General features: G+C 44.1%; 17 protein-coding genes. 6 read left to right on the top strand and 11 right to left on the bottom strand.

The annotated features are described in order from the left end of the window. Positions 1 to 142 precede the first annotated feature (142 nt). Complete coding sequence (locus ENLAB_RS05950) at positions 143 to 892, top strand: MurR/RpiR family transcriptional regulator (protein WP_096741696.1); 750 nt, start codon at positions 143 to 145, stop codon at positions 890 to 892. A gap of 159 nt (positions 893 to 1,051) precedes the next feature. On the opposite strand, the gene ENLAB_RS05955 is transcribed toward ENLAB_RS05950, so the two are convergent. The 6 genes from ENLAB_RS05955 to ENLAB_RS05980 all read right to left on the bottom strand — a co-directional run bounded on the left by ENLAB_RS05955 (position 1,052) and on the right by ENLAB_RS05980 (position 6,445). Further along, positions 1,052 to 1,990: a 2-dehydropantoate 2-reductase gene (locus ENLAB_RS05955; RefSeq protein WP_008379573.1), complete on the bottom strand. Its 939-nt coding sequence runs from the start codon at positions 1,988 to 1,990 to the stop codon at positions 1,052 to 1,054. Between the two features lie 266 nt (positions 1,991 to 2,256). Further along, positions 2,257 to 3,219 (bottom strand): oxygen-dependent tRNA uridine(34) hydroxylase TrhO, encoded by a 963-nt coding sequence (gene trhO, locus ENLAB_RS05960; protein WP_096741697.1) that lies wholly within the window; start codon positions 3,217 to 3,219, stop codon positions 2,257 to 2,259. Between the two features lie 107 nt (positions 3,220 to 3,326). After that, the gene (locus ENLAB_RS05965) at positions 3,327 to 4,076 is read right to left on the bottom strand and encodes an alpha/beta fold hydrolase (protein WP_015510359.1); all 750 of its coding nucleotides are present in this window, start codon (positions 4,074 to 4,076) and stop codon (positions 3,327 to 3,329) included. Between the two features lie 100 nt (positions 4,077 to 4,176). Next, entirely contained in the window at positions 4,177 to 5,049 is an 873-nt protein-coding gene (gene scrK, locus ENLAB_RS05970) for a fructokinase ScrK (protein ID WP_077452152.1), read from the bottom strand. A 19-nt stretch (positions 5,050 to 5,068) separates the two neighbouring features. Next, a complete protein-coding gene (locus ENLAB_RS05975) occupies positions 5,069 to 5,566 on the bottom strand; it encodes an LURP-one-related/scramblase family protein (RefSeq protein ID WP_244353097.1) in 498 nt (165 codons plus the stop codon). 3 nt (positions 5,567 to 5,569) lie between these two features. Then, the gene (locus tag ENLAB_RS05980; RefSeq protein ID WP_005228179.1) at positions 5,570 to 6,445 is read right to left on the bottom strand and encodes an SPFH domain-containing protein; all 876 of its coding nucleotides are present in this window, start codon (positions 6,443 to 6,445) and stop codon (positions 5,570 to 5,572) included. A 165-nt stretch (positions 6,446 to 6,610) separates the two neighbouring features. Here ENLAB_RS05980 and ENLAB_RS05985 point away from each other — a divergent pair, with 165 nt between their 5' ends. Next, complete coding sequence (locus ENLAB_RS05985) at positions 6,611 to 6,967, top strand: hypothetical protein (RefSeq protein ID WP_244353098.1); 357 nt, start codon at positions 6,611 to 6,613, stop codon at positions 6,965 to 6,967. A gap of 39 nt (positions 6,968 to 7,006) precedes the next feature. On the opposite strand, the gene queG is transcribed toward ENLAB_RS05985, so the two are convergent. Further along, positions 7,007 to 8,182 (bottom strand): tRNA epoxyqueuosine(34) reductase QueG, encoded by a 1,176-nt coding sequence (gene queG / locus ENLAB_RS05990; RefSeq protein ID WP_201705318.1) that lies wholly within the window; start codon positions 8,180 to 8,182, stop codon positions 7,007 to 7,009. Positions 8,183 to 8,441: 259 nt separating this feature from the next. Here queG and ENLAB_RS05995 point away from each other — a divergent pair, with 259 nt between their 5' ends. The 4 genes from ENLAB_RS05995 (at position 8,442) to dhaL (ending at position 12,975) form a co-directional block, all read left to right on the top strand. After that, the gene (locus ENLAB_RS05995; RefSeq protein WP_244353099.1) at positions 8,442 to 10,766 is read left to right on the top strand and encodes an HAD-IC family P-type ATPase; all 2,325 of its coding nucleotides are present in this window, start codon (positions 8,442 to 8,444) and stop codon (positions 10,764 to 10,766) included. A gap of 204 nt (positions 10,767 to 10,970) precedes the next feature. Beyond that, positions 10,971 to 11,375: a dihydroxyacetone kinase phosphoryl donor subunit DhaM gene (gene dhaM, locus ENLAB_RS06000; protein ID WP_244353100.1), complete on the top strand. Its 405-nt coding sequence runs from the start codon at positions 10,971 to 10,973 to the stop codon at positions 11,373 to 11,375. Then, positions 11,372 to 12,355, top strand: a complete 984-nt coding sequence (gene dhaK / locus ENLAB_RS06005) for a dihydroxyacetone kinase subunit DhaK (protein WP_005228158.1) — start codon at positions 11,372 to 11,374, stop codon at positions 12,353 to 12,355. Before dhaM ends, dhaK begins: the two co-directional genes overlap by 4 nt. 14 nt (positions 12,356 to 12,369) lie before the next feature. Next, on the top strand, positions 12,370 to 12,975 hold the full coding sequence (dhaL, locus tag ENLAB_RS06010; RefSeq protein WP_244353101.1) for a dihydroxyacetone kinase subunit DhaL: 606 nt from the start codon (positions 12,370 to 12,372) through the stop codon (positions 12,973 to 12,975). 80 nt (positions 12,976 to 13,055) lie between these two features. Here the strand turns inward: dhaL and ENLAB_RS06015 are convergent, their stop codons facing one another. The 4 genes from ENLAB_RS06015 to hisS form a co-directional block, all read right to left on the bottom strand. Then, entirely contained in the window at positions 13,056 to 14,924 is a 1,869-nt protein-coding gene (locus ENLAB_RS06015) for an acyltransferase family protein (RefSeq protein WP_244353103.1), read from the bottom strand. A gap of 198 nt (positions 14,925 to 15,122) precedes the next feature. After that, complete coding sequence (locus ENLAB_RS06020) at positions 15,123 to 15,998, bottom strand: YitT family protein (protein WP_005233887.1); 876 nt, start codon at positions 15,996 to 15,998, stop codon at positions 15,123 to 15,125. 156 nt (positions 15,999 to 16,154) lie between these two features. Beyond that, positions 16,155 to 17,930 carry an aspartate--tRNA ligase gene (gene aspS, locus ENLAB_RS06025; protein WP_074536792.1) on the bottom strand — a complete coding sequence of 592 codons (1,776 nt, stop codon included), beginning with the start codon at positions 17,928 to 17,930 and terminating at the stop codon, positions 16,155 to 16,157. 11 nt (positions 17,931 to 17,941) lie between these two features. Continuing rightward, positions 17,942 to 19,240 carry a histidine--tRNA ligase gene (hisS, locus tag ENLAB_RS06030; RefSeq protein ID WP_060791494.1) on the bottom strand — a complete coding sequence of 433 codons (1,299 nt, stop codon included), beginning with the start codon at positions 19,238 to 19,240 and terminating at the stop codon, positions 17,942 to 17,944. Between the last annotated feature and the right edge of the window lie 48 nt (positions 19,241 to 19,288).

Below are 19,288 nucleotides of genomic sequence, written 5' to 3' on the forward strand. Positions count from 1 at the left end.
TTGCTGTACCTTAAGTATGCACTGTTTCTGAATGTACATGTTTTCTAAAACGATCCATTCTGTTGAAAACATTTTCAATCTTGTTTGATTCCATTTGATTTTCAGATACAATCACACTAAAATAGCGATAAGAGGTGGCAAGATGGACAACAAATTAAGTGAAGCAGAACTATTTTTATGGAATTACATTACGCAAAACCTTTCAGAAATTCCGAGCCTTTCGATTATCAAACTAAGTGAACTGGCAAATGTTTCAACGACAACGATCGTCCGAACCATGAAGAAAAAGGGCTATGAGGGCTACACCTCTTTTAAACATCATTTAAAAGAGCAATCGAATATAACCTTGAATTTTTCAAACGTGGAAATGGTGGATGAAGAGATCCGTCGCTCCATTATTAAAAATGAACAAGAAGTCATTCGTACCTTAAATATGCTGGATACGGGCACTATTGAAGATGCGATCCAAAAAATATACAACGCGAAACGAATCGTTATTTTTGCACGGGGCTTTTCAGAATTGATTGGGGAAGAAATGAAGACAAAATTTCAACTGGTGGATAAATATTGTGAGTTGTACACTGATCCCAATATTATCACTACGATCAGTAAGCGTTTGCATAAAGAAGATACTGTGGTTTTTGTTTCATTAAATGGGGAAACCGAAGAATTAGTCATCGCGGCTCAAAATTGTTACGATAAAGAAATCGGATCGCTTTTGATCACCGCCTCAAAAGAAAGCCGCTTGCTGGAATTAGTCGAGCTTTCTTTGATTGGCTTCAAATCAGAAATTTCCTTTTTCCCTGATTATGAAGTCCGCTCACGACTGCCCTTATCGGTCATTGCTCGAATCTTGTTGGATTCTTATGCGATTCGTATCAAGAAAAAATAAGCAGACTCACTCGAAATCAATAAAAAAAGTCTTTTCGCCCTCATAGTGTTTCTTCTATGAGTGAGCGAAAAGACTTTTTTGCTGAATGATTTGGATGCAGTCTCTTGATATCGCTACTGACTGCTAGCGATTTTACGAGTTATTACCTTCGCAGAAGTGTTATTCTGCTGCTAAAATATCTTCCTTAGCATGGATCATTTGAGTCAAAAAGTCGCAATAAGGCGTTGGCACTTGGTACTTGCGGCCTTTTCGTGAGATTGCGCCATTGATATAATCGATTTCGGTTTTACGATGATTATTGATCAAATCTTGATACATGGATGGATAGTGCATTCCGATGCCTTCTGGATCATAGGTTTCTTCAATATGGTGGACTACTTCGGATACATCCAGTTCAACAGATTCATGGGTAGCAACTGCCGCAAATTCTTCCACAATCGTTTGGACCATCGCACGCGCCGTTGAGGTTTGTCCGAATTGGGCAATATTCACATTTAAAATCGAACACAAACCATTTAGTGTGCCGTTAACACAGGCTTTGCGATAGATGGAGTAGCGAATGTTCTCAGAATAAGACGCATTTAACCCAGCATCAGCCAAGACTGCCGCTAATTGACGGGCATCTTCTTCTTTGCCCGGTTCGATATTTTGCAGTTCTACAGAACCATCCCCAAACAAGCGAACATTACCAGGACCAATCAAGTCCGCCGTCCAAATGGTATTTCCTAAAAAGATTTTATCCGTGCTGACATATTTTTCAATCGTGTCCTCATGACCGATCCCGTTTAATAAGCATAAGACTTTCGTTTGCTCTCCGATCATCGGTTTGATCGTTTGCATCATTTGATCCAGTTGCATCGCTTTAGTAAAGACCAGGATCAAGTCTGCTTGTACAGTCGTTGGGATCTCATTTTGCGAATAGATCGAAAAAGGGACTGCGATCTCTTCACCGTTTAAGTTCGCTCGTAATCCGTGTTCACGGATCGCTTCGATATGCGCCGGCCAGCCGTCGATTAACGTGACGTCATTTCCGCCTCTTTTTAACATAATAGCAAAACGGCTGCCCATAGCACCTGCACCAGCAATAACAATTTTCATCTGAATTCCTCTTTCCTCTTCCACAATTAGGTATAGTTTACTCTAAAATCGTGAAATATGCGAGAGCCTTGCGTTTTTTCTCGATAGGAAAGAAAAAAGAACAATTGGAATAGTTAGATTTTTCAGATAATTAAAAAACGGTCGTTTCCAACTTTGTTCATTCAAAAAAGTCGCACGGAAGATTGAAAACTTGACTGAGCTAAGCCAGTTTTCGGACTCACGTGCGACTCTTTTAATCATTCATTTTCTGTGAAACAGTTGTCGGTTTAGGCAGTGACTGTTTCGTTTTTTGTTGCAAAGTTTTTTAACCGTTCAGCTTTTTCCGCTTCTGTGATCCCATGTTGTTCCACGTAACGGTTGTGTTCGTGGATGGCACAATCATAGCCACAGGCACCTAAATGGGCAGCTTGATTTTCCTCAGAAGTTAAGAATTGGCGATTGCATTCTGGGTTGGCACAGTTTACATAGCGCTCGCAAGGTGTCCCATCAAACCAGTCGCGGCCGATGACTTTTTTATCTACATGATTGATTTCCACACTGATGCGTTCATCAAAGACGTACATTTTCCCATCCCAAAGCTCGCCTTGAACTTCTGGGTCATTCCCATAAGCAAAGATACCACCATGGAGTTGGGCCACATCTTCAAAACCTTCTCGCAGCAGCCAGCCTGAGAATTTTTCACAACGGATACCACCAGTACAATAAGTAACGACTTTTTTATCCATGAATTTTTCTTTATTATCGATGATCCATTGCGGCAACTCACGGAAGCTGCGGATATCGGGACGAACGGCTCCTCGGAAATGGCCTAAATCATATTCATAATCGTTACGGGCATCGATCACCACGGTATCTTCATCTAACAACGCTTCTTTGAACGCTTTAGGATCTAAATATTTTCCAGTCATTTCTAATGGATCGATGTCGTCTTCAAGGTTCAATGAAACCAATTCTTTGCGCGGACGAACGAATAGCTTTTTAAACGCATGTTCTTCTACTTCGTCAATCTTATAAAAAATCCCTTTAAAACGGGGATCAGCTTCCATTTTTTCCATATAGCGATCCGTTGCTTCAACCGTTCCAGAAAGCGTGCCATTGATCCCTTCATTGGCTACTAAAATACGGCCTTTGATGCCAATTTCTTTTCCAAATGCTAAATGCTCCTTGGCGAAGCTTTCCGGATCTTCAATTGTTGTGTATTTATAAAATAATAAAACGCGGTATGTCAAACCAATTCCTCCTTTTTTTGCACCCTACAGTATAGGTTATCACGTGACAAAAAACGAGTTTTATGCTTGTACTTTTCCACACAATCTTTTTCCTTGAGCAAACCGTGTCATGGATTGGTTTTATTGAGCTCTGCCACGAAAAAAGCTGTGACTTGATCCATCGTTTCTCCACGAACCAGATGGCGTTCTTCTCGCGAGATAAACTGCAGATTTGCTTCTGGATTTTCTGCCACAAAGGCTTCCACATCACCATAAGGAATTTTCTCGTCTTGGGTACCATGCCAAAACAAAAGAGGACGCTGTCCTAATTTCTCTGGTTGAGAAGACAGGTCGTAAGCATCCATCCAGCTTAATAGCTGACCATAATCCTCGGGTACAAAGAACCCAGCAGCGCCAGCGTGCATTTGGATGCGGTCACGGTATTTCAACATGGAAGGAGAACCCATGATACAAGCTGCCGCTGTGATTTCTGGATGCTGGCACAATAAACCGCACGTGGTCATCCCTCCCATGGAGACTCCGCCAACTGCGATCTGACCGTTGACCAAACCAAGATTTTCAAAAAAATCGACTAAGTAAGAAAACTCAAATAGATTGGTTTGGATACTTTGCCAAAAAGTTAAAGAAGGAATCTCCGATAGCTGGGTCTTGCGCTCCCCATGATTGGCTGCATCTGGCAAGACCACCCGAAAACCTTCTCTAGCCAACTTTCTGCCTTGTGTCAACACTAATTCTTTACTCGTCTGCCAGCCATGATAGTAAATAATCAATGGCAGCGGCTCATAAATCATTTCTTCTGGTACAACTTCTAAGACCGGAATATTCCCGATTTTTCTTTTTCGAACAGCTAATTTCATTCTTTTCCACCTCAGCTTAAGTATACAAAAAGTCGCCAAAAGCGCCACTGATACGCTGTAAAAAAAGATCATACCCGAAGAGTATGATCCGTTTTTTCGTTTATGAATGTAAGACCGCTTCTCGAGCCAATGCCAAACAACCGAGGGTTCCAGCGTTGTCTTCCAATGCTGGGGTCACGATATATTTGCTTAACTCAGGCGTTTCGACATACCCATTGACCAATTTTGCAAATGCGTCGTGGACGTTTTGCAGCATATGGCGCTGTTTCATCACACCACCGCCAAAAATGATCACATCTGGAGAAAACATCAAGGTTGTATTGTAGGCACATTGAGCAATATAGGAGGCTTCGATTTCCCAATAAGGATCATCTTCTGCAACCTCTTGTCCTTTTTTCCCTAAGCGTTTTTCGATGGCTGGTCCAGCTGCCATCCCTTCTAAACAGTTGCCATGAAATGGACAGCTGCCAGCAAAGTCATCTTTTGGATGAGGGACGACCAGCATATGCCCCATTTCTGGATGACTAAAGCCTTCAATAAAGCGCCCTTCTTGTAAGGCCCCGCCGCCAACACCTGTACCGATCGTGTAGTAAACGACACTACTCAATCCTTTGCCACTGCCGAAGACATACTCACCGTAGGCAGCCGCATTGACATCTGTTGTCCAAGAAATCGGGATCGGAAATTCTTTTTTCATGGTACCGATGAAATCAAAATTTTGCCATGCCAATTTCGGGGTCGAGGTAATGTACCCATAAGTGGCAGAATCGTGATGGATATCGATAGGCCCAAATGAGCCAATCCCAATCCCTGCTAAATCTGTTTGGTATTGTTTGAAGAAATCAATGACTAAAGGCATTGTTTCCTCAGGTGTCGTTGTCGGAAAGCTCACTCTTTCCTTGATCGTCATTTCTTCATCGCCAATGGCACACACAAATTTTGTGCCGCCTGCTTCAATCGAACCGTATAACATGCACATCGCTCCTTTTTTTCTAACTACTTGCTGAACTTGATGCTGCGGCATCATCTGCTTTGACGCGATCGATCGCTACCACTAATGCAATGATCAGGTCATCTAGATCTTCTTCATAGATCACGACTTCATAGGTATCGCCCCAAGAGATCCATTTTTTGTGGATCTCTGCGATTCGCTTACCGTTGCGGTTAACCACAAAATCCATATCCCACCAATTACCGTCCACATCGATGCCTTCTGCACTGATGGAATAGCGGGCTTTAAAAAATGTGAAATGTTTTTCTAAAACGATCGCTTCTTGGCCGTGGACTTCCACAAAAAATTTTGGTAATAAACTGAACACTTTTTTGGTGATCTCCGCGATCGATCGCTGCTGCTCATTGAAGATCGTAAAACTTTTCGGGATCTTAAAAAAACTACCTTCGACATAATAGCGAGGGTTTTGTAAGTCGTCGGTGACGGTAAATTTTTCGCCGATGCTGAAAACCTTCTGTTTGATGTAAAGTTTCTTCAAATGCTACACTCCTTTCTCTTTGACATCACCCGTATTGATCACCGGCTGCGTGCCTTTATCGGTAATGATCGACACCAATAAATTATTGATCAGTTGGACTTTGCGGTCATCTGTGAAATTGATGTCCTGTCCGTCTTCGATTTGTTCTAACGCCATTTGTGTCATGGAGACGGCCCCTTCAACAATGATTTGTCGTGCAGATAAAATCGCTTTGGCTTGTTGGCGCTGCAGCATCGCACTAGCGATCTCAGTCGCATACGCCAAATGGTTTAAGCGCGTCTCCAAGACTTCGACCCCAGCAACAGCCAATCGTTCTTGCAATTCTTTTGCCAGCTCCTCCGAAACTTCATTGGTATTGCCTCGCAACGTCAGATCATCGTCATTGAACGTGTCATAGGGGTATTGCGTCGCAATATGACGAATCGCTGTTTCACTTTGGATCTCAATGAAATCTTGGTAATAATCGACATCAAACAATGCTTTCGCCGTATCTACGACTTTAAAAACCACCACTGCCGAGATCTCGATCGGGTTTCCGTCTGAATCATTGACCTTCAACAGCGAACTGTTAAAGTTGCGGACTTTCAATGAAACATTGATTTTTTGGGTTAAGGGGGTTGTCACGAATAAGCCGTTGTCTTTAATGGTCCCTAAATATTGCCCAAAAAAGAGGATCGCTTTGGCTTGGTTGGGTTGTACGATCGTTAACGAACTAAGGAAAAGAAACGAAACGATCCATAAAAGAATACTGAGAACGATTTCGAGAACGCTCTCATTTACGAACCCATGATAAAACAAATAACCGCCGCCAACTAATAACCCGATCAGCACAACTAGTGCTAAATACCCATTCACATGAAATGTCTGTTTTTCTGTCATTTTTATTCCTTCCCTTCTTGCTCTTATCTTACCTTGGTTAAAGCCGCTGTGCAAATGTTCTTGCGCATATCAGGGACGATTCCCAATCAAGCTATTTTGTTTTCTGCAACTTTCCCGTTACAATTAAGGTAGGACAAAATTTTTCTCAAAAAAGGAGTAATTCTTATGGCACAAAAAATTGACTTAGAAACGAGTAAATGGTCGTTGGAATCGATCATTAAAACGGTCGGCACCGATCTTTCCTCTGTTGTAGAGGTACAAAACAAAGATGGCATTGACGTTGTAGTGATCTCGAAAGACGAGTGGCAACATCTTTTGGAATTACTCGATGCACGTCATGCAGAAGGCTATCGGTTGGAGCAAGAGCTTCCTGAAGAAATTTTAATTGACGTTGCCGATACCGACAACCAATACATCGAAGAAGGCGAGTTAGAAATGGAGCTGCCTGAGCGTGTGCATCCAGCACCAGATTTTGAACTCGATTCAGAAGAAATCGTTGAAAGTGATGACGTACTAGATTAAACAAAAAAGCAAAACGGCCACAGGCACGTTTTGCTTTTTTTATAGCTCTTTTTCCTGCTTTTTGGTCATGACTGCTTGCAATCGTTCGATGGCAGGCTGCAATTCTTGTAGCGCCTCTTCTTCGGGTTCTAACTCTGCGCACCGTTGCAGTCGCTCTAACCACATCTCTGGTTCTTTGACGCCCAACTGGCCAATTGCCCAATAAGCCGTTCCTCGAATCACTGGGCGCACGTCTTCTGTCGCACAGCGCCAAATCGCTGGCAAGGCACTGCGGTCTCCCACATTGGCTAAGGCGATGATGGCATTACGCTGCAGCGGTTTTTTCCCCCGCCAAGAGCCAGATAGATGGCCAAATTGTTCTTTGAAGGCTTTGTTTGATAAAGACAGCATCGGTTGCAGTTTTGGATAAACGGTATCGACTTCAGGCTCCATCTCTTGATGAAAATGGAAGTCCTTCCCCCGATTATAAGGGCAGACCAGCTGACAAATATCGCAACCGTAAATCACGTTATGCATCTTTTTGCGGTACTCTTCTGGCATCATGCCCTTCGTCTGGGTTTGATAGGACAAACAGCGCTGGGCATTCATCCGACCATCGCCCAATAACGCTTTGGTGGGGCAAGCCGTCACACAACGCATGCAATCCCCACAACCAAACGGGACCTCTTCATCTGGTTCAAGAGAGATATTAGTGACGATCTCCCCGAGATAAACAAACGAACCAAATTCCTCTGTGATCAGCAAGCCATTACGACCGATAAAGCCAAGACCCGCCCGCTGCGCTGCCGCCACATCCACCAATTCCCCTGTATCGACTTGCGGTGCGAAACGCCATTCGACTTGTTCTTCCATCGTTTGCGCTTGTTCTTTGATAAAGGCGATCAAGCGATCTAATCGTTCTCGCAAAATATCATGGTAATCGATGCCCCACGAGGCACGGGCAAACATGCCACGTTTTTCATCCCGGGGGACTTTCTCTTTGATTTTTGTCGGATAAGCTAAAGCGATCGCAATGATCGTTTGCGGATTTTCAAATGTCCGTTCAGGATAGATACGCTCTTCGATCACGGGATGCTCAAAACCAGAGGTATGGCCTTTGGCTTTTTGTTCCCGCAAGGAAGGCTCCAATGCCAAAAACGGCTCCGCTGAAGCAAACCCGATCTTGTCAATGCCAAGCCGCTTGCTTTCTGCAATAATTTTTTCTTTTAAAGTCATGCTCGCTACCCTCTTTTGTCCGCTAAGCATCTGCTTCTCGGCTTTTTCTCTTCCCCTATTATACGTAAGCACCTGAAAAAAGTCGATGGCGCGGTTTGTTCCCCCCGTTTTTTTCTTTCTTTAAAAGAACACGTGTTGATTGTTTAAGATTTTAATTAATTTTATCGTTATTTTCCTCGCAACGATTGCATTGCCTTTTTCGAATGCTAGACTAGATAAAGGAATTAGAAAGAAATGAACAAATGAAATGGAGATGCTTATGACTCAATTACCCACCGGCTTGACTGCAGCAGAAGTCGCCAAAAAAACCCAAGAGGGACTGCACAATGATTATGAAACCAAAACCAGTAAATCAACTGCTGCGATCATCAAAGACAATTTACTGACGTTATTCAATTTTCTCAATCTATTGATTGGCGTTTTTTTATTTGCCGTAGGCGCCTATTCCAACATGTTCTACTTAGCGATTATTTTTGTGAATATCACCATTGGGATCAGCCAAGAATTGCACGCGCGTAATTTAGTAAAAAAACTCTCACTTGTTTCACCGCAAACGGTACGAGTGATTCGAGATGCTCAAATCCATGAGATTTCAGCCAAAGAATTGGTCTTAGAGGACGTAGTTATTCTTGGTGCTGGGGACCAAATCCCCGCTGATATGACGGTGCTTTCTGGACTAGTCGAAGTCAATGAAGCGATGCTGACTGGTGAAGCCGATCTGGTTGTCAAAGAAGCAGGTGCTTCCTTACTCTCAGGGAGTTTCATCGTCAGCGGGGAAGTGACAGGAACAGTCCTTCATGTCGGTGCAGAAAACTACGCAGCGAAACTAAGCAATGAGGCAAAGATCCACAAACCGATCCGCTCTGAGCTGCTTGCTTCGATCCGTAGTGTATCCAAATTCACTAGCTATGTAATCGTTCCTTTAGGGGTGATTTTGTTCTTCCAAGCCTTTATGATGCGAGATGCTGGGATCAAGGAATCCGTCGTCGTTTCTGCCGCTGCCTTATTAGGAATGTTACCAAAAGGACTTGTCCTGCTGATCAGTATCGCCTTGACGACAGGTGTCATTAAATTGGCCAAAAAACGGATTTTGGTCCAAGACATGTATGCCGTTGAAACCTTGGCGCATGTCGATACCCTTTGTCTGGATAAGACGGGGACGTTGACGGAAGGCCATATGGTTCTCGAATCGATCGTTCCTCTCCAAACCGATAGCGACCCTAACATGCTCTTAGGGAATTATTTGGCAGCCAGCACAGATAACAATTTAACGATGCAAGCATTGCGTCAAGGCTGCCCTGAGCTAACGGATCATCAGCCGATCGAAGTCGCTGCCTTTTCTTCACAGCGCAAATGGGGTGCTGTAGCTTTTGAACATCTAGGAAATGTCTATCTTGGCGCACCTGAAAAAGTTGCTGGCTCTGCTGCGTTGCCGCAAGTCAAAGAAGCGCAAGAAGCAGGTCTGCGGGTGTTGATTTTAGCCGTAGAGACCGATCCAAAAGCGCCAGTATCCTTTGACCCAACCAATGCACAAGCGGTGGCTGTCTTGATTTTATCCGATATCATCCGCCAAAACGCAGAAGAAACCTTGGTTTACTTAGCAGATCAAGGCATCGATCTAAAAGTAATCTCTGGCGATAATCCAATAGCTGTCGCAGCGATCGCCCATCGTGCAGGCCTAGCGAATGCCGATCAAGCCATTGATCTTTCTACCTTAACGACCGAAGCAGAAGTCCGAGAAGCTGCGACACGCTATACGGTCTTTGGTCGTGTGACCCCTGAACAAAAGAAACTACTCGTTCAAGAATTAAAAGCCAATCAACGGACCGTTGCCATGACGGGTGATGGCGTCAACGATGTGTTGGCACTACGGGAAGCCGACGTCAGCATTGCAATGGCTGCTGGCGACAGTGCGGCTCGTCAAATCGCTAACTTTGTCTTATTGGATTCTGACTTTACTACGTTGCCAGATGTTTTATTTGAAGGACGCCGCGTCGTCAATAACGTCACCAAAGCGTCGGGAATCTTCTTTATCAAGACGATTTACAGCTTCTTGCTCTCTTTGGTTTGTATCCTGACATCCAGCGCCTTTCCGTTCTTGCCGATCCAAATCACATTGATCGACTTAGCAATTGAAGGCTATCCATCTTTCTTCCTTTCCTTTGAAGAAAACAAAGCACCAATCAAGGGGCGCTACTTGCCGACAGTCTTGCTCAATGCGTTGCCAAATGCCTTGTTAGTGTTAGTCAATTACTTCGCGATCCGCTTTTTACAAACCGACTACGGTTGGTCGCAATTTGATACGACGACCTTGTTGTACCATTTGTTGATCGGGATCAGCTGTATCGCTGTGATTCGCGCTTGCTTGCCATTAAATCCATTGCGATTGTTCTTAGCGATTACCACTACCGTGGGGATCTATGTTGCAGCAATGCTCTTCCACGGGTTGCTGGAAGTCGGTTTCTTGACCGCCGTAACATTGCCTTACTTCCTTGGCATGATGGCATTGAACATCTGCCTGTACGTTGGGCTTTCTTTCCTAACGAAGCGCTTTTCAGCCAAAGTGCTTGTTAAACAGTCTTAATTAATTTTGCAGCATCGCTCTTTCTTGCTTTGTCCAGAAAGACGATGCTGTTTTTTTGTCCTCTCCATAGGTGCAACCATACAAGAAGAAAGAAATTTGGTATACTGAACCTGTAGGCGGTTTCAACAAGGACGGTGTTTCTTTGGAAAAGGCAACCCCCTTGTCAAACAGCCAAATTTAATCAGAAAGTGTTGGTGAAATTGGATGAAAAAAAGTATTTTACTCGTTTCTCACAGTCAGCAACTCACCGAAGGATTAAAACAGATGATCGAAGAAATGTCTGATGGCGAGTCAGTCACGATCTATTCTTTAGGCGGGACAGCAGAAGGAGAGCTGGGTTCTGACGCCACGAAAATCGTAGATGCCGTCAACGAATCCGCAGATGCTGAACTGATCTTAGTCTTTGCCGATCTAGGCAGTGCCGTTTTGAATGCCGAACTTGCTTACGACATGCTAGAACCTCAGCAACAAGAACGCTATCACCTGATCGACGCGCCGCTGGTGGAAGGTGCCTTTGCTGCAGCGATCACCGCTGGTTTTAGTGATGATTTGGCACAAATCGTTGCAGAAGCAAAAAAAGCAGCCGAGAAAGGATGGCATGAAGCATGAAAAAAATCATTAATGATCCCTCAATGATCGTAGAAGAAATGTTGGCTGGTATCGTAGGCAGTTATCCTGAACTGGTCCATCAAGTCGCCGACTCACGGGTGATCGCTAAGAATAATCAAAAAGAACAAGTCGGTCTTGTTTCTGGCGGTGGGAGCGGACATGAGCCGGCCCATGCTGGCTTTGTCGGTGATGGGATGCTTAGCGCCGCCGTTTTAGGCGATGTCTTCACCTCCCCTACCCCCGACCAGATTTTGACGGCTATCCAAGATTCTGATCAAGGACAAGGCGTCTTGTTGATCGTCAAAAACTATACTGGCGATATCTTGAACTTTGAGATGGCCAAAGATATGGCAGAAATGGAAGAGATCACAACTGAGATCGTGGTCGTTGATGATGATATCGCTGTTGAAAATAGCACCTATACTGCTGGCAAACGAGGAGTTGCCGGTACGGTCTTAGTCCACAAGATTTTAGGCGCAGCTGCTCGTAATGGTGCCAGCTTAAGTGAATTAAAAACACTGGGCGATGCCTTGGTTGCATCGATCAAAACCATTGGGGTCGCATTAAAAGCGGCAACAGTTCCTGAAGTTGGGAAACCAGGTTTTGACTTAGCCGATGATGAGATCGAGTATGGCGTGGGCATCCACGGCGAACCTGGTTACCGTCGAGAAAAACTGAAACCCTCACGTGAACTAGCACAAGAGTTGGTGGAAAAAATCTTAGCGGATTATGAAAAGACCCCAGAAAAAGTCGGTGTCTTGATCAACGGTATGGGTGGTACGCCGCAAATGGAGTTGTTCGTTTTTGCCAATGATGTCGCGAAATTACTCGCAGAAAAAGACATCCCTGTCTCCTTCCATAAGGTCGGCAATTTCATGACTTCCATCGATATGCAGGGACTTTCACTGACCATGATCGATTTCAGCGAAACGGATCACACCGATGCGTTAAATGAAGACGTCACAACAATAGCCTGGTAAAGGAGCGAATAGAGATGCAATTGACAACAGAAACGGTGCAAGCATGGTTAGATACCTTCACGAAAGAAATCGAAGCAAACAAGGCCTATTTAAGCGATTTAGATACACCGATCGGCGACGGGGACCATGGCAACAATATGGCACGCGGCGTAGCTGCTTATCAAGAAGCTTATGCCAAGCAACAGCCAACGACGATCAGTGATACCTTTAAAGTCTTCTCGATGGCAATGATCTCAAAAGTCGGCGGCGCTTCGGGTCCCCTTTATGGTTCGGCGTTTATGAATATGACCAAAGCAACAAAGGAACTAGAAACAATCGACTCCTTTGAACAATTAGGTACGATCGTTGAAGAAGGCTTGACGGGCATCAAAATGCGGGGAAAAGCTGAGTTTGAAGACAAAACGATGGTCGATGTTTGGCAACCTATCGCAGAAGCCTTGAAAAAAGGGGAATTGACCAAAGACACGATCGAAGCAGCGAAAGAACATACCAAAGAACTCGTTGCTAAAAAAGGCCGTGCCTCTTATGTTGGTGAACGTGCCATCGGTCATATCGATCCCGGATCGGCTTCTAGTGCGATTTTATTTGAGTCACTGTTAACAGTGATAGAAAAAGATTAAAAAAAAACAGTGCTCTTACAACGCACCGTTTAAGACAAAAGACAAACCTTATGATTGCGTAAGGTTTGTCTTTTTCTTGCTTATTCATCTTGTAAAATCGTTTGGGCAACTAGCTTCACGTATTGATCCATGCCATCTGGATTTGGATGGACCCGATCTTCATAGAACCAGGACTCTTGGTCATTACTCAAATCATACCAATCGATCAAGGTCATATTGTCGTATTTTTCCGCCATGCGCTCCAACATCCGATTGACTTCATTTTGCCAACGCTGTGTCGGTACCCGCACATTGATCCAGTAGACTTTGCGATCACCGATCTCATTCATAAAGCTGTCAAATTGGGCTTCTGTAAAGGAACCATTCGTTCCAAGCCCCACAAGGACGGTATCCCGCAAAAGATTTTTTTCTTTCAAGTCTTTGATCAATTCAGGGCTCGCATACAGCTGGCGCCCAACATCCCCATCAACTACCGCTTGGGTAAAGACTTCTTTCAAGTCAGCCGTTGCATCCAGCATCACAGAATCACCAAAAGCCGTGATTTCAAGAGATTCCGCTTTTTTCACTTGGGCTGCTGTTAGATCATACTTTTCCATGATATTTTTTTCATCTTCACTCGTGTTCGCCTCATCATCCGTTTCATTGCCTTCAGCATTCGCATTCTTTTGCGATTGCTCTGCCGCTTTTTTATTGGCCGCAATGTTGTCTCTCAACTGCTGCTGCTGGGCATCGACATAATTCGTCGGTGCAGTCACGACGCCAAACAAAGCAACGAGGGTAATGAGTAAGCTGGGCACTAACCACGGTTTTTTCCAACTAAAAATTGGTTTACTGAACCAACCGCGGACCGTTCTGAATGTATCTTTGTACTGGAATTTACGCATTGGGTTTTCGATAAACCGATAGGACAATTCACTGATAAACAAGATCAAGAATAGTTCCACTAACGTGTGCATCAGCACGTTCTCACCGATATTTCCCACTTTTGCTTCGTAAAATATCATCACTGGAAATTGATACAAATAGATCCCATAACTGCGCTTGCCGATATAACTGAAAATCGGATTACTCAATACCCGATTCAAACTGGCTCCCGGATGAGCGGTGACTGCCACAAGAATCGTACATAGGATACTGATCAAGAACATGCCGCCATAATAGACAAAGGTCAAATGATCATCTAAGAAAAAGAACGCTGCGATCAGACCAGCCAAGGAAGCAAAACCAGAGATATTTAAGACCCGTTTGGCTTTTTGCGGTATCTCTTTCTTCAAGTGGGTACTTGGCCAAATGAATGCTAAGGCACTCCCCATCCAGATCGAAAAGAGTCGCGTATCTGTTCCATAATAGACCCGTGTCGGATCAGCACCCGGTGTGTAAAGGACCGCTAACAGAATTGCCGATAAAATCGTGACTGCGGCAGTAAATTTAAAGGCGCGATGCCTCTGCTTGCCGATTTTCATCAACAAAATAAACACTAAAGGCCAAATCAGATAGTTCTGTCCCTCCACAGCCAATGACCACAGATGGGTAAAGGGAGATTCATTGCCGAACCGATCAAAATAGGATAACCCATGATTGATCTGCCACCAGTTGTTGTAATACAGCAGCGAGCTAACAAAAACCCCGCGCAAATTATTCAGCAGGTTTCGCTGGAACAAAGTGATATACGCTGCTGAGATAAGCAGCATCACCACCATTCCTGGATAGAGCCGTTTCATCCGCCGAACATAAAAATCTTTGACTTTGATTTTGCCGTTTTGATCCCACTCTTGCCTCAGCAAGTCAGTGATTAAATAACCTGATACGACAAAGAATACTGGAACTCCTAAATACCCGCCTCGCATATGAGTAGGTAGTAAATGATATAAAATAACGCCGATGACTGCCAAGGTTCGAATGCCGTCGAACCCGGTAATATAGCGGCTTGTACTTAAACGTTTGTTCATTCTCCAACCACTTTTCTCTAATTGATCCAATTGTTTCATAAAAAAACAATTTCAGCATGAACGCTATTGATTCCATACTCTCATAATTTACCAGAAATCCCCCATATAAAGCTAGCAACATCTGCTATATTTCAAAAAAATTAATTTTTGGCGAAAAAAAAGTACTTCTATAAAGAAATACTTTTTTTAACTCCTTTTTTACAGTTCTTCTTCATAAAACCGACCCAAAATCTGGACATTTTCCGCAATACTAACAAAGGCTTTTGGATCGGCTTCTTTCATAGCACTGCGCAGCATCGGCAGTTCAAAGCGTGTGACTACCGTCAGCAAAACCGTTTGTTTGTCATGTTTGTAGGCTCCTTCGGCTTCATTGATGATGGTAATGCCTCGCCGCATATGTTTTTGGATCGTCTGAATGACTTCTTCTGGGTTGCGAGTGATGATCGTCACCTGCATTTTCTTTTGTTTCGTAAAGACCGCATCCGTCACTTTTCCACTGACAAAAATCGCGATCGCACTATACAACGCATATTGCCAGCCAAACAAGATCCCAGCGGCGAACAAAATAACAATGTTAAAGAAAATCGATATCGAGCCGATCGTCTTCCCTGTCCGTTTGCGTATGGCAATGCTGACAAAATCCAGCCCTCCGGAAGAAAGACCATTCTTCAAGGCATAGCCGATCCCCACTCCATTGATGGCACCACCGAAAATCGCACAGATCATCGGGTCCGTCGTGACGGTTTCTTCTGGCAAAATTTGCACGAATAAGGATGTCAATAAAACAGTGATTCCAGTAAAGATCGTAAATTTGTGGCCGATCTTAAACCAGCCAAGAAAAAATAATGGCACATTCAACAATAATAGCGCAAGAGATAAGGGGATATAAAACCCGATCCATTCTCTTGAGATCGTAGTAATGATCTGAGCGACACCGGTAATGCCGCTGGAATAAATATTGCCCGGCTGATAGAAAAAATTGACCGCAATCGATGCCAGCAGTGCGTACACGATCGAGAATGAAAGTTTGTTGGCATATTCCGGATGAGGGAGCCATTTAAACAGAGGAGTCATTGCATTTCATAGCCTCACTTTTTTGATTTGCCTTTATTATACTTCAGCACATAAAAAAAGAAACGAGCAATGAAAGAAATGGGTGAATTCTCATGAACTTTTTTCATTCATTCACCAATTTCTATTTCATCACTCATTTCATCATGGGTTTAACGCTTATTCGTTTTCTTCAACCGTTGTTACATCAATGCTCAAGTCAAACAGTTGCATTGGTGAAACGGTACTTGGTGCTTGTGACATTGGATCAGCCGCTTTCCCATTTTTAGGGAAGGCAATGACTTCGCGAATGTTTTCTTCACCAGCCAATAGCATCACTAATCGGTCTAACCCAAGGGCGATGCCGCCATGTGGTGGGAAACCATAATCCAAAGCATCCAATAAGAAGCCAAATTGATTTTGCATCTCGCGACGTGAGAAGCCTAGCGCTTCAAACATTTGCTCTTGCACTTCCCGTGTATGGATACGCAATGATCCGCCACCTAGCTCGTAACCGTTTAGCACGATATCGTAGGCTTGCGCATAGACTTTTGAAGGGTCTGTCGTTAACAACGGCAGATCGCTTTCTTTTGGCAATGTGAACGGATGGTGAGCAGAAACATAGCGACCTGCTTCTTCATCGTATTCAAATTGCGGCCAGTCAGTAACCCATAGGAAGTTGAATTTGCTCTCGTCGATCAAGCCTAATTCTTTTCCTAATTTATTACGGATCGCACCTAACGTTGCTGAAACGATCTCAAAGGAATCGGCACCAAACATCAGAATATCGCCAACTTCCGCATTGGCTGCTGCAATAATCGCGTCGGTTGCTTCCGTTAAGAATTTAGCGATCGGTCCTTTCAATCCATCTTCTTCAACTTTGACCCATGCCAATCCTTTGGCACCAAATTGGCCAGCGTAATGACCTAGATTGTCCATGTCTTTTCTGGAGTATTTGTCTGCAGCCCCTTTGGCGTTTAAGACTTTCACAACGCCGCCTTTTTCAAGAGCCATTTGGAAGACTTTAAAATCAACGTCTTTCACAACTTCTGATAAGTCGATAAGCTCCATGTCAAACCGTGTATCTGGTTTGTCACTGCCGTAGCGTCCCATTGCCTCATCATAGGTCATCCGTGGGAATGGCAAGGTAACTTCGATGCCTTTGACTTCTCGCATCACTTTTGCCAATAGCTCTTCCGTATAGGTTTGGATTTCTTCTGCCGTCAAGAAAGAGGTTTCGATATCGACTTGGGTAAATTCTGGTTGACGGTCGCCCCGCAAATCTTCGTCACGGAAGCAACGTACGATTTGATAGTAGCGATCGAAGCCAGCACCCATCAATAACTGTTTAAAAATTTGTGGTGATTGTGGCAACGCATAGAAATGACCTGGATAGATCCGTGAAGGAACCAAATAATCCCGCGCGCCCTCTGGTGTTGATTTTCCTAGATAAGGTGTTTCGATATCTAAGAAGTCGTTCGTGTCTAAGAAATTACGGATCGCTTGCGTCGTTTTCGCCCGCATCACGATGTTGTTCGTCATTTTTGGACGACGCAAGTCTAAATAACGGTATTTCATGCGAATCTCGTCGCCAACGGTTTGATCATCTTCAATCAAAAAGGCTGGTGTTTTTGCAGTGTTTAAAATCGTGATTTCGCTGATCATCACTTCATAGGCACCTGTCACCATTTTCGGATTGATGGCTTCTGGTGCACGATTGATGACTTGACCCGTTACTTCTAATACATATTCGCTGCGACATTTGTCCGCGATTTCCCAGGCTTCTTTCGAAACCTCAGGATTGAAGACGATTTGCACAATCCCTTCCCGGTCGCGTAAGTCAATAAAAATCACGCCACCTAAGTCACGGCGCTTTTGCACCCAGCCTTTTAGTGTCACTGTCTGGTTTAAATGGGTCTCATTTACTAACCCGCAATATACTGTACGTTTTGTCATTCTTTTTCTCCTCACTCAAACATTTTGGTTGTCATTTCATCGTAAATCTCATCGAAGCGGGCATAAAGATCCGCTAACGGAAATTGTTTTTCTTCACGGCTTGCCATGGATTTGATATTGATCACTTGTTCTGCTAATTCTGTTTCGCCTAGAGTCAGAACCAACCGTGCCCCTTGCTTATCAGCAGATTTAAACTGGGCTTTGGCTTTACGATCCATGAAATCACGATCGGCAGAAAAGCCGAAATTACGAATCGCTTGCACGACTTTCAGCGCTTCTAAATTGGTTTCTTGTCCCAAACCAACCACATACGCATCTAACTCATTCAAAGCAGGAATTACAACTTCTTCGGCTTCCATAGTGATCAATAAACGTTCGATCCCTAAAGCAAAACCAAAACCAGGTGTTTCTGGTCCCCCTAGCTCTTCCACTAAATGATTGTACCGACCGCCGGCACAGATGGTGGCTTGCGCCCCCATTTTTGGTGCCTCACTCATGATCTCAAAAATCGTGTGGGTATAATAATCCAGACCACGCACCATATTTGAATCGATCTCATAAGGGATCTCCAACGCATCCAGCATACTCGTTACGGTTTCAAAATGTGCCTTGGCATCTGGCGTTAAGTAGTCTAGGATCGATGGCGCATCTGCCACAAATTTTTGGTCTCGCTTGTCTTTGCTGTCAAGGACCCGCAAAGGATTTTCATGCAAGCGGCGTTTTGAATCCTCACTAAGCTCCGCTTCATGGGGCGCTAGATAGTCGATCAACGCTTGACGATAGTTTTGGCGTGTCTCTTTGTCACCTAATGAATTGATGACCAAGCGCAATTGACTCAGTCCTAATTGACGATAAAAATCCATTGCCATCGCCATTGTTTCAACATCGGTCGCTGGATTTGCTGAACCGAAAACTTCGACACCGATTTGGTGGAATTGACGCAAACGGCCTTTTTGCGGACGTTCATAACGGAACATTGGTCCCATGTAAAACACTTTATAAGGCTTCGTATGTTCTGGTCCGAATAGTTTGTTTTCGACATAAGAACGAGCGATCGGTGCAGTGCCTTCTGGACGCAACGTCACATGACGCTCTCCTTTATCGTAGAAATCATACATTTCTTTTGAAACGATATCCGTTGTGTCCCCGACACTGCGGGCGATCACTTCAAAGTGCTCAAAAATCGGCGTCCGAATCTCGTTGAATTGGTAATCGCGAAACACTAAACGTGCTGTTTCTTCCACAAATTGCCATTTTTCGGATTCTCCTGGCAAAATATCGTTGGTTCCTTTTGGACGTTGGTAACTCATCGTATGCATCCTCCTATTTGTTTCATGGTTGCCCATGTTCTTTGCTTT

The sequence above is a fragment of the Enterococcus innesii genome, from assembly GCF_022846515.1.
Classification (GTDB): Bacteria; Bacillota; Bacilli; order Lactobacillales; family Enterococcaceae; genus Enterococcus_D; species Enterococcus_D innesii.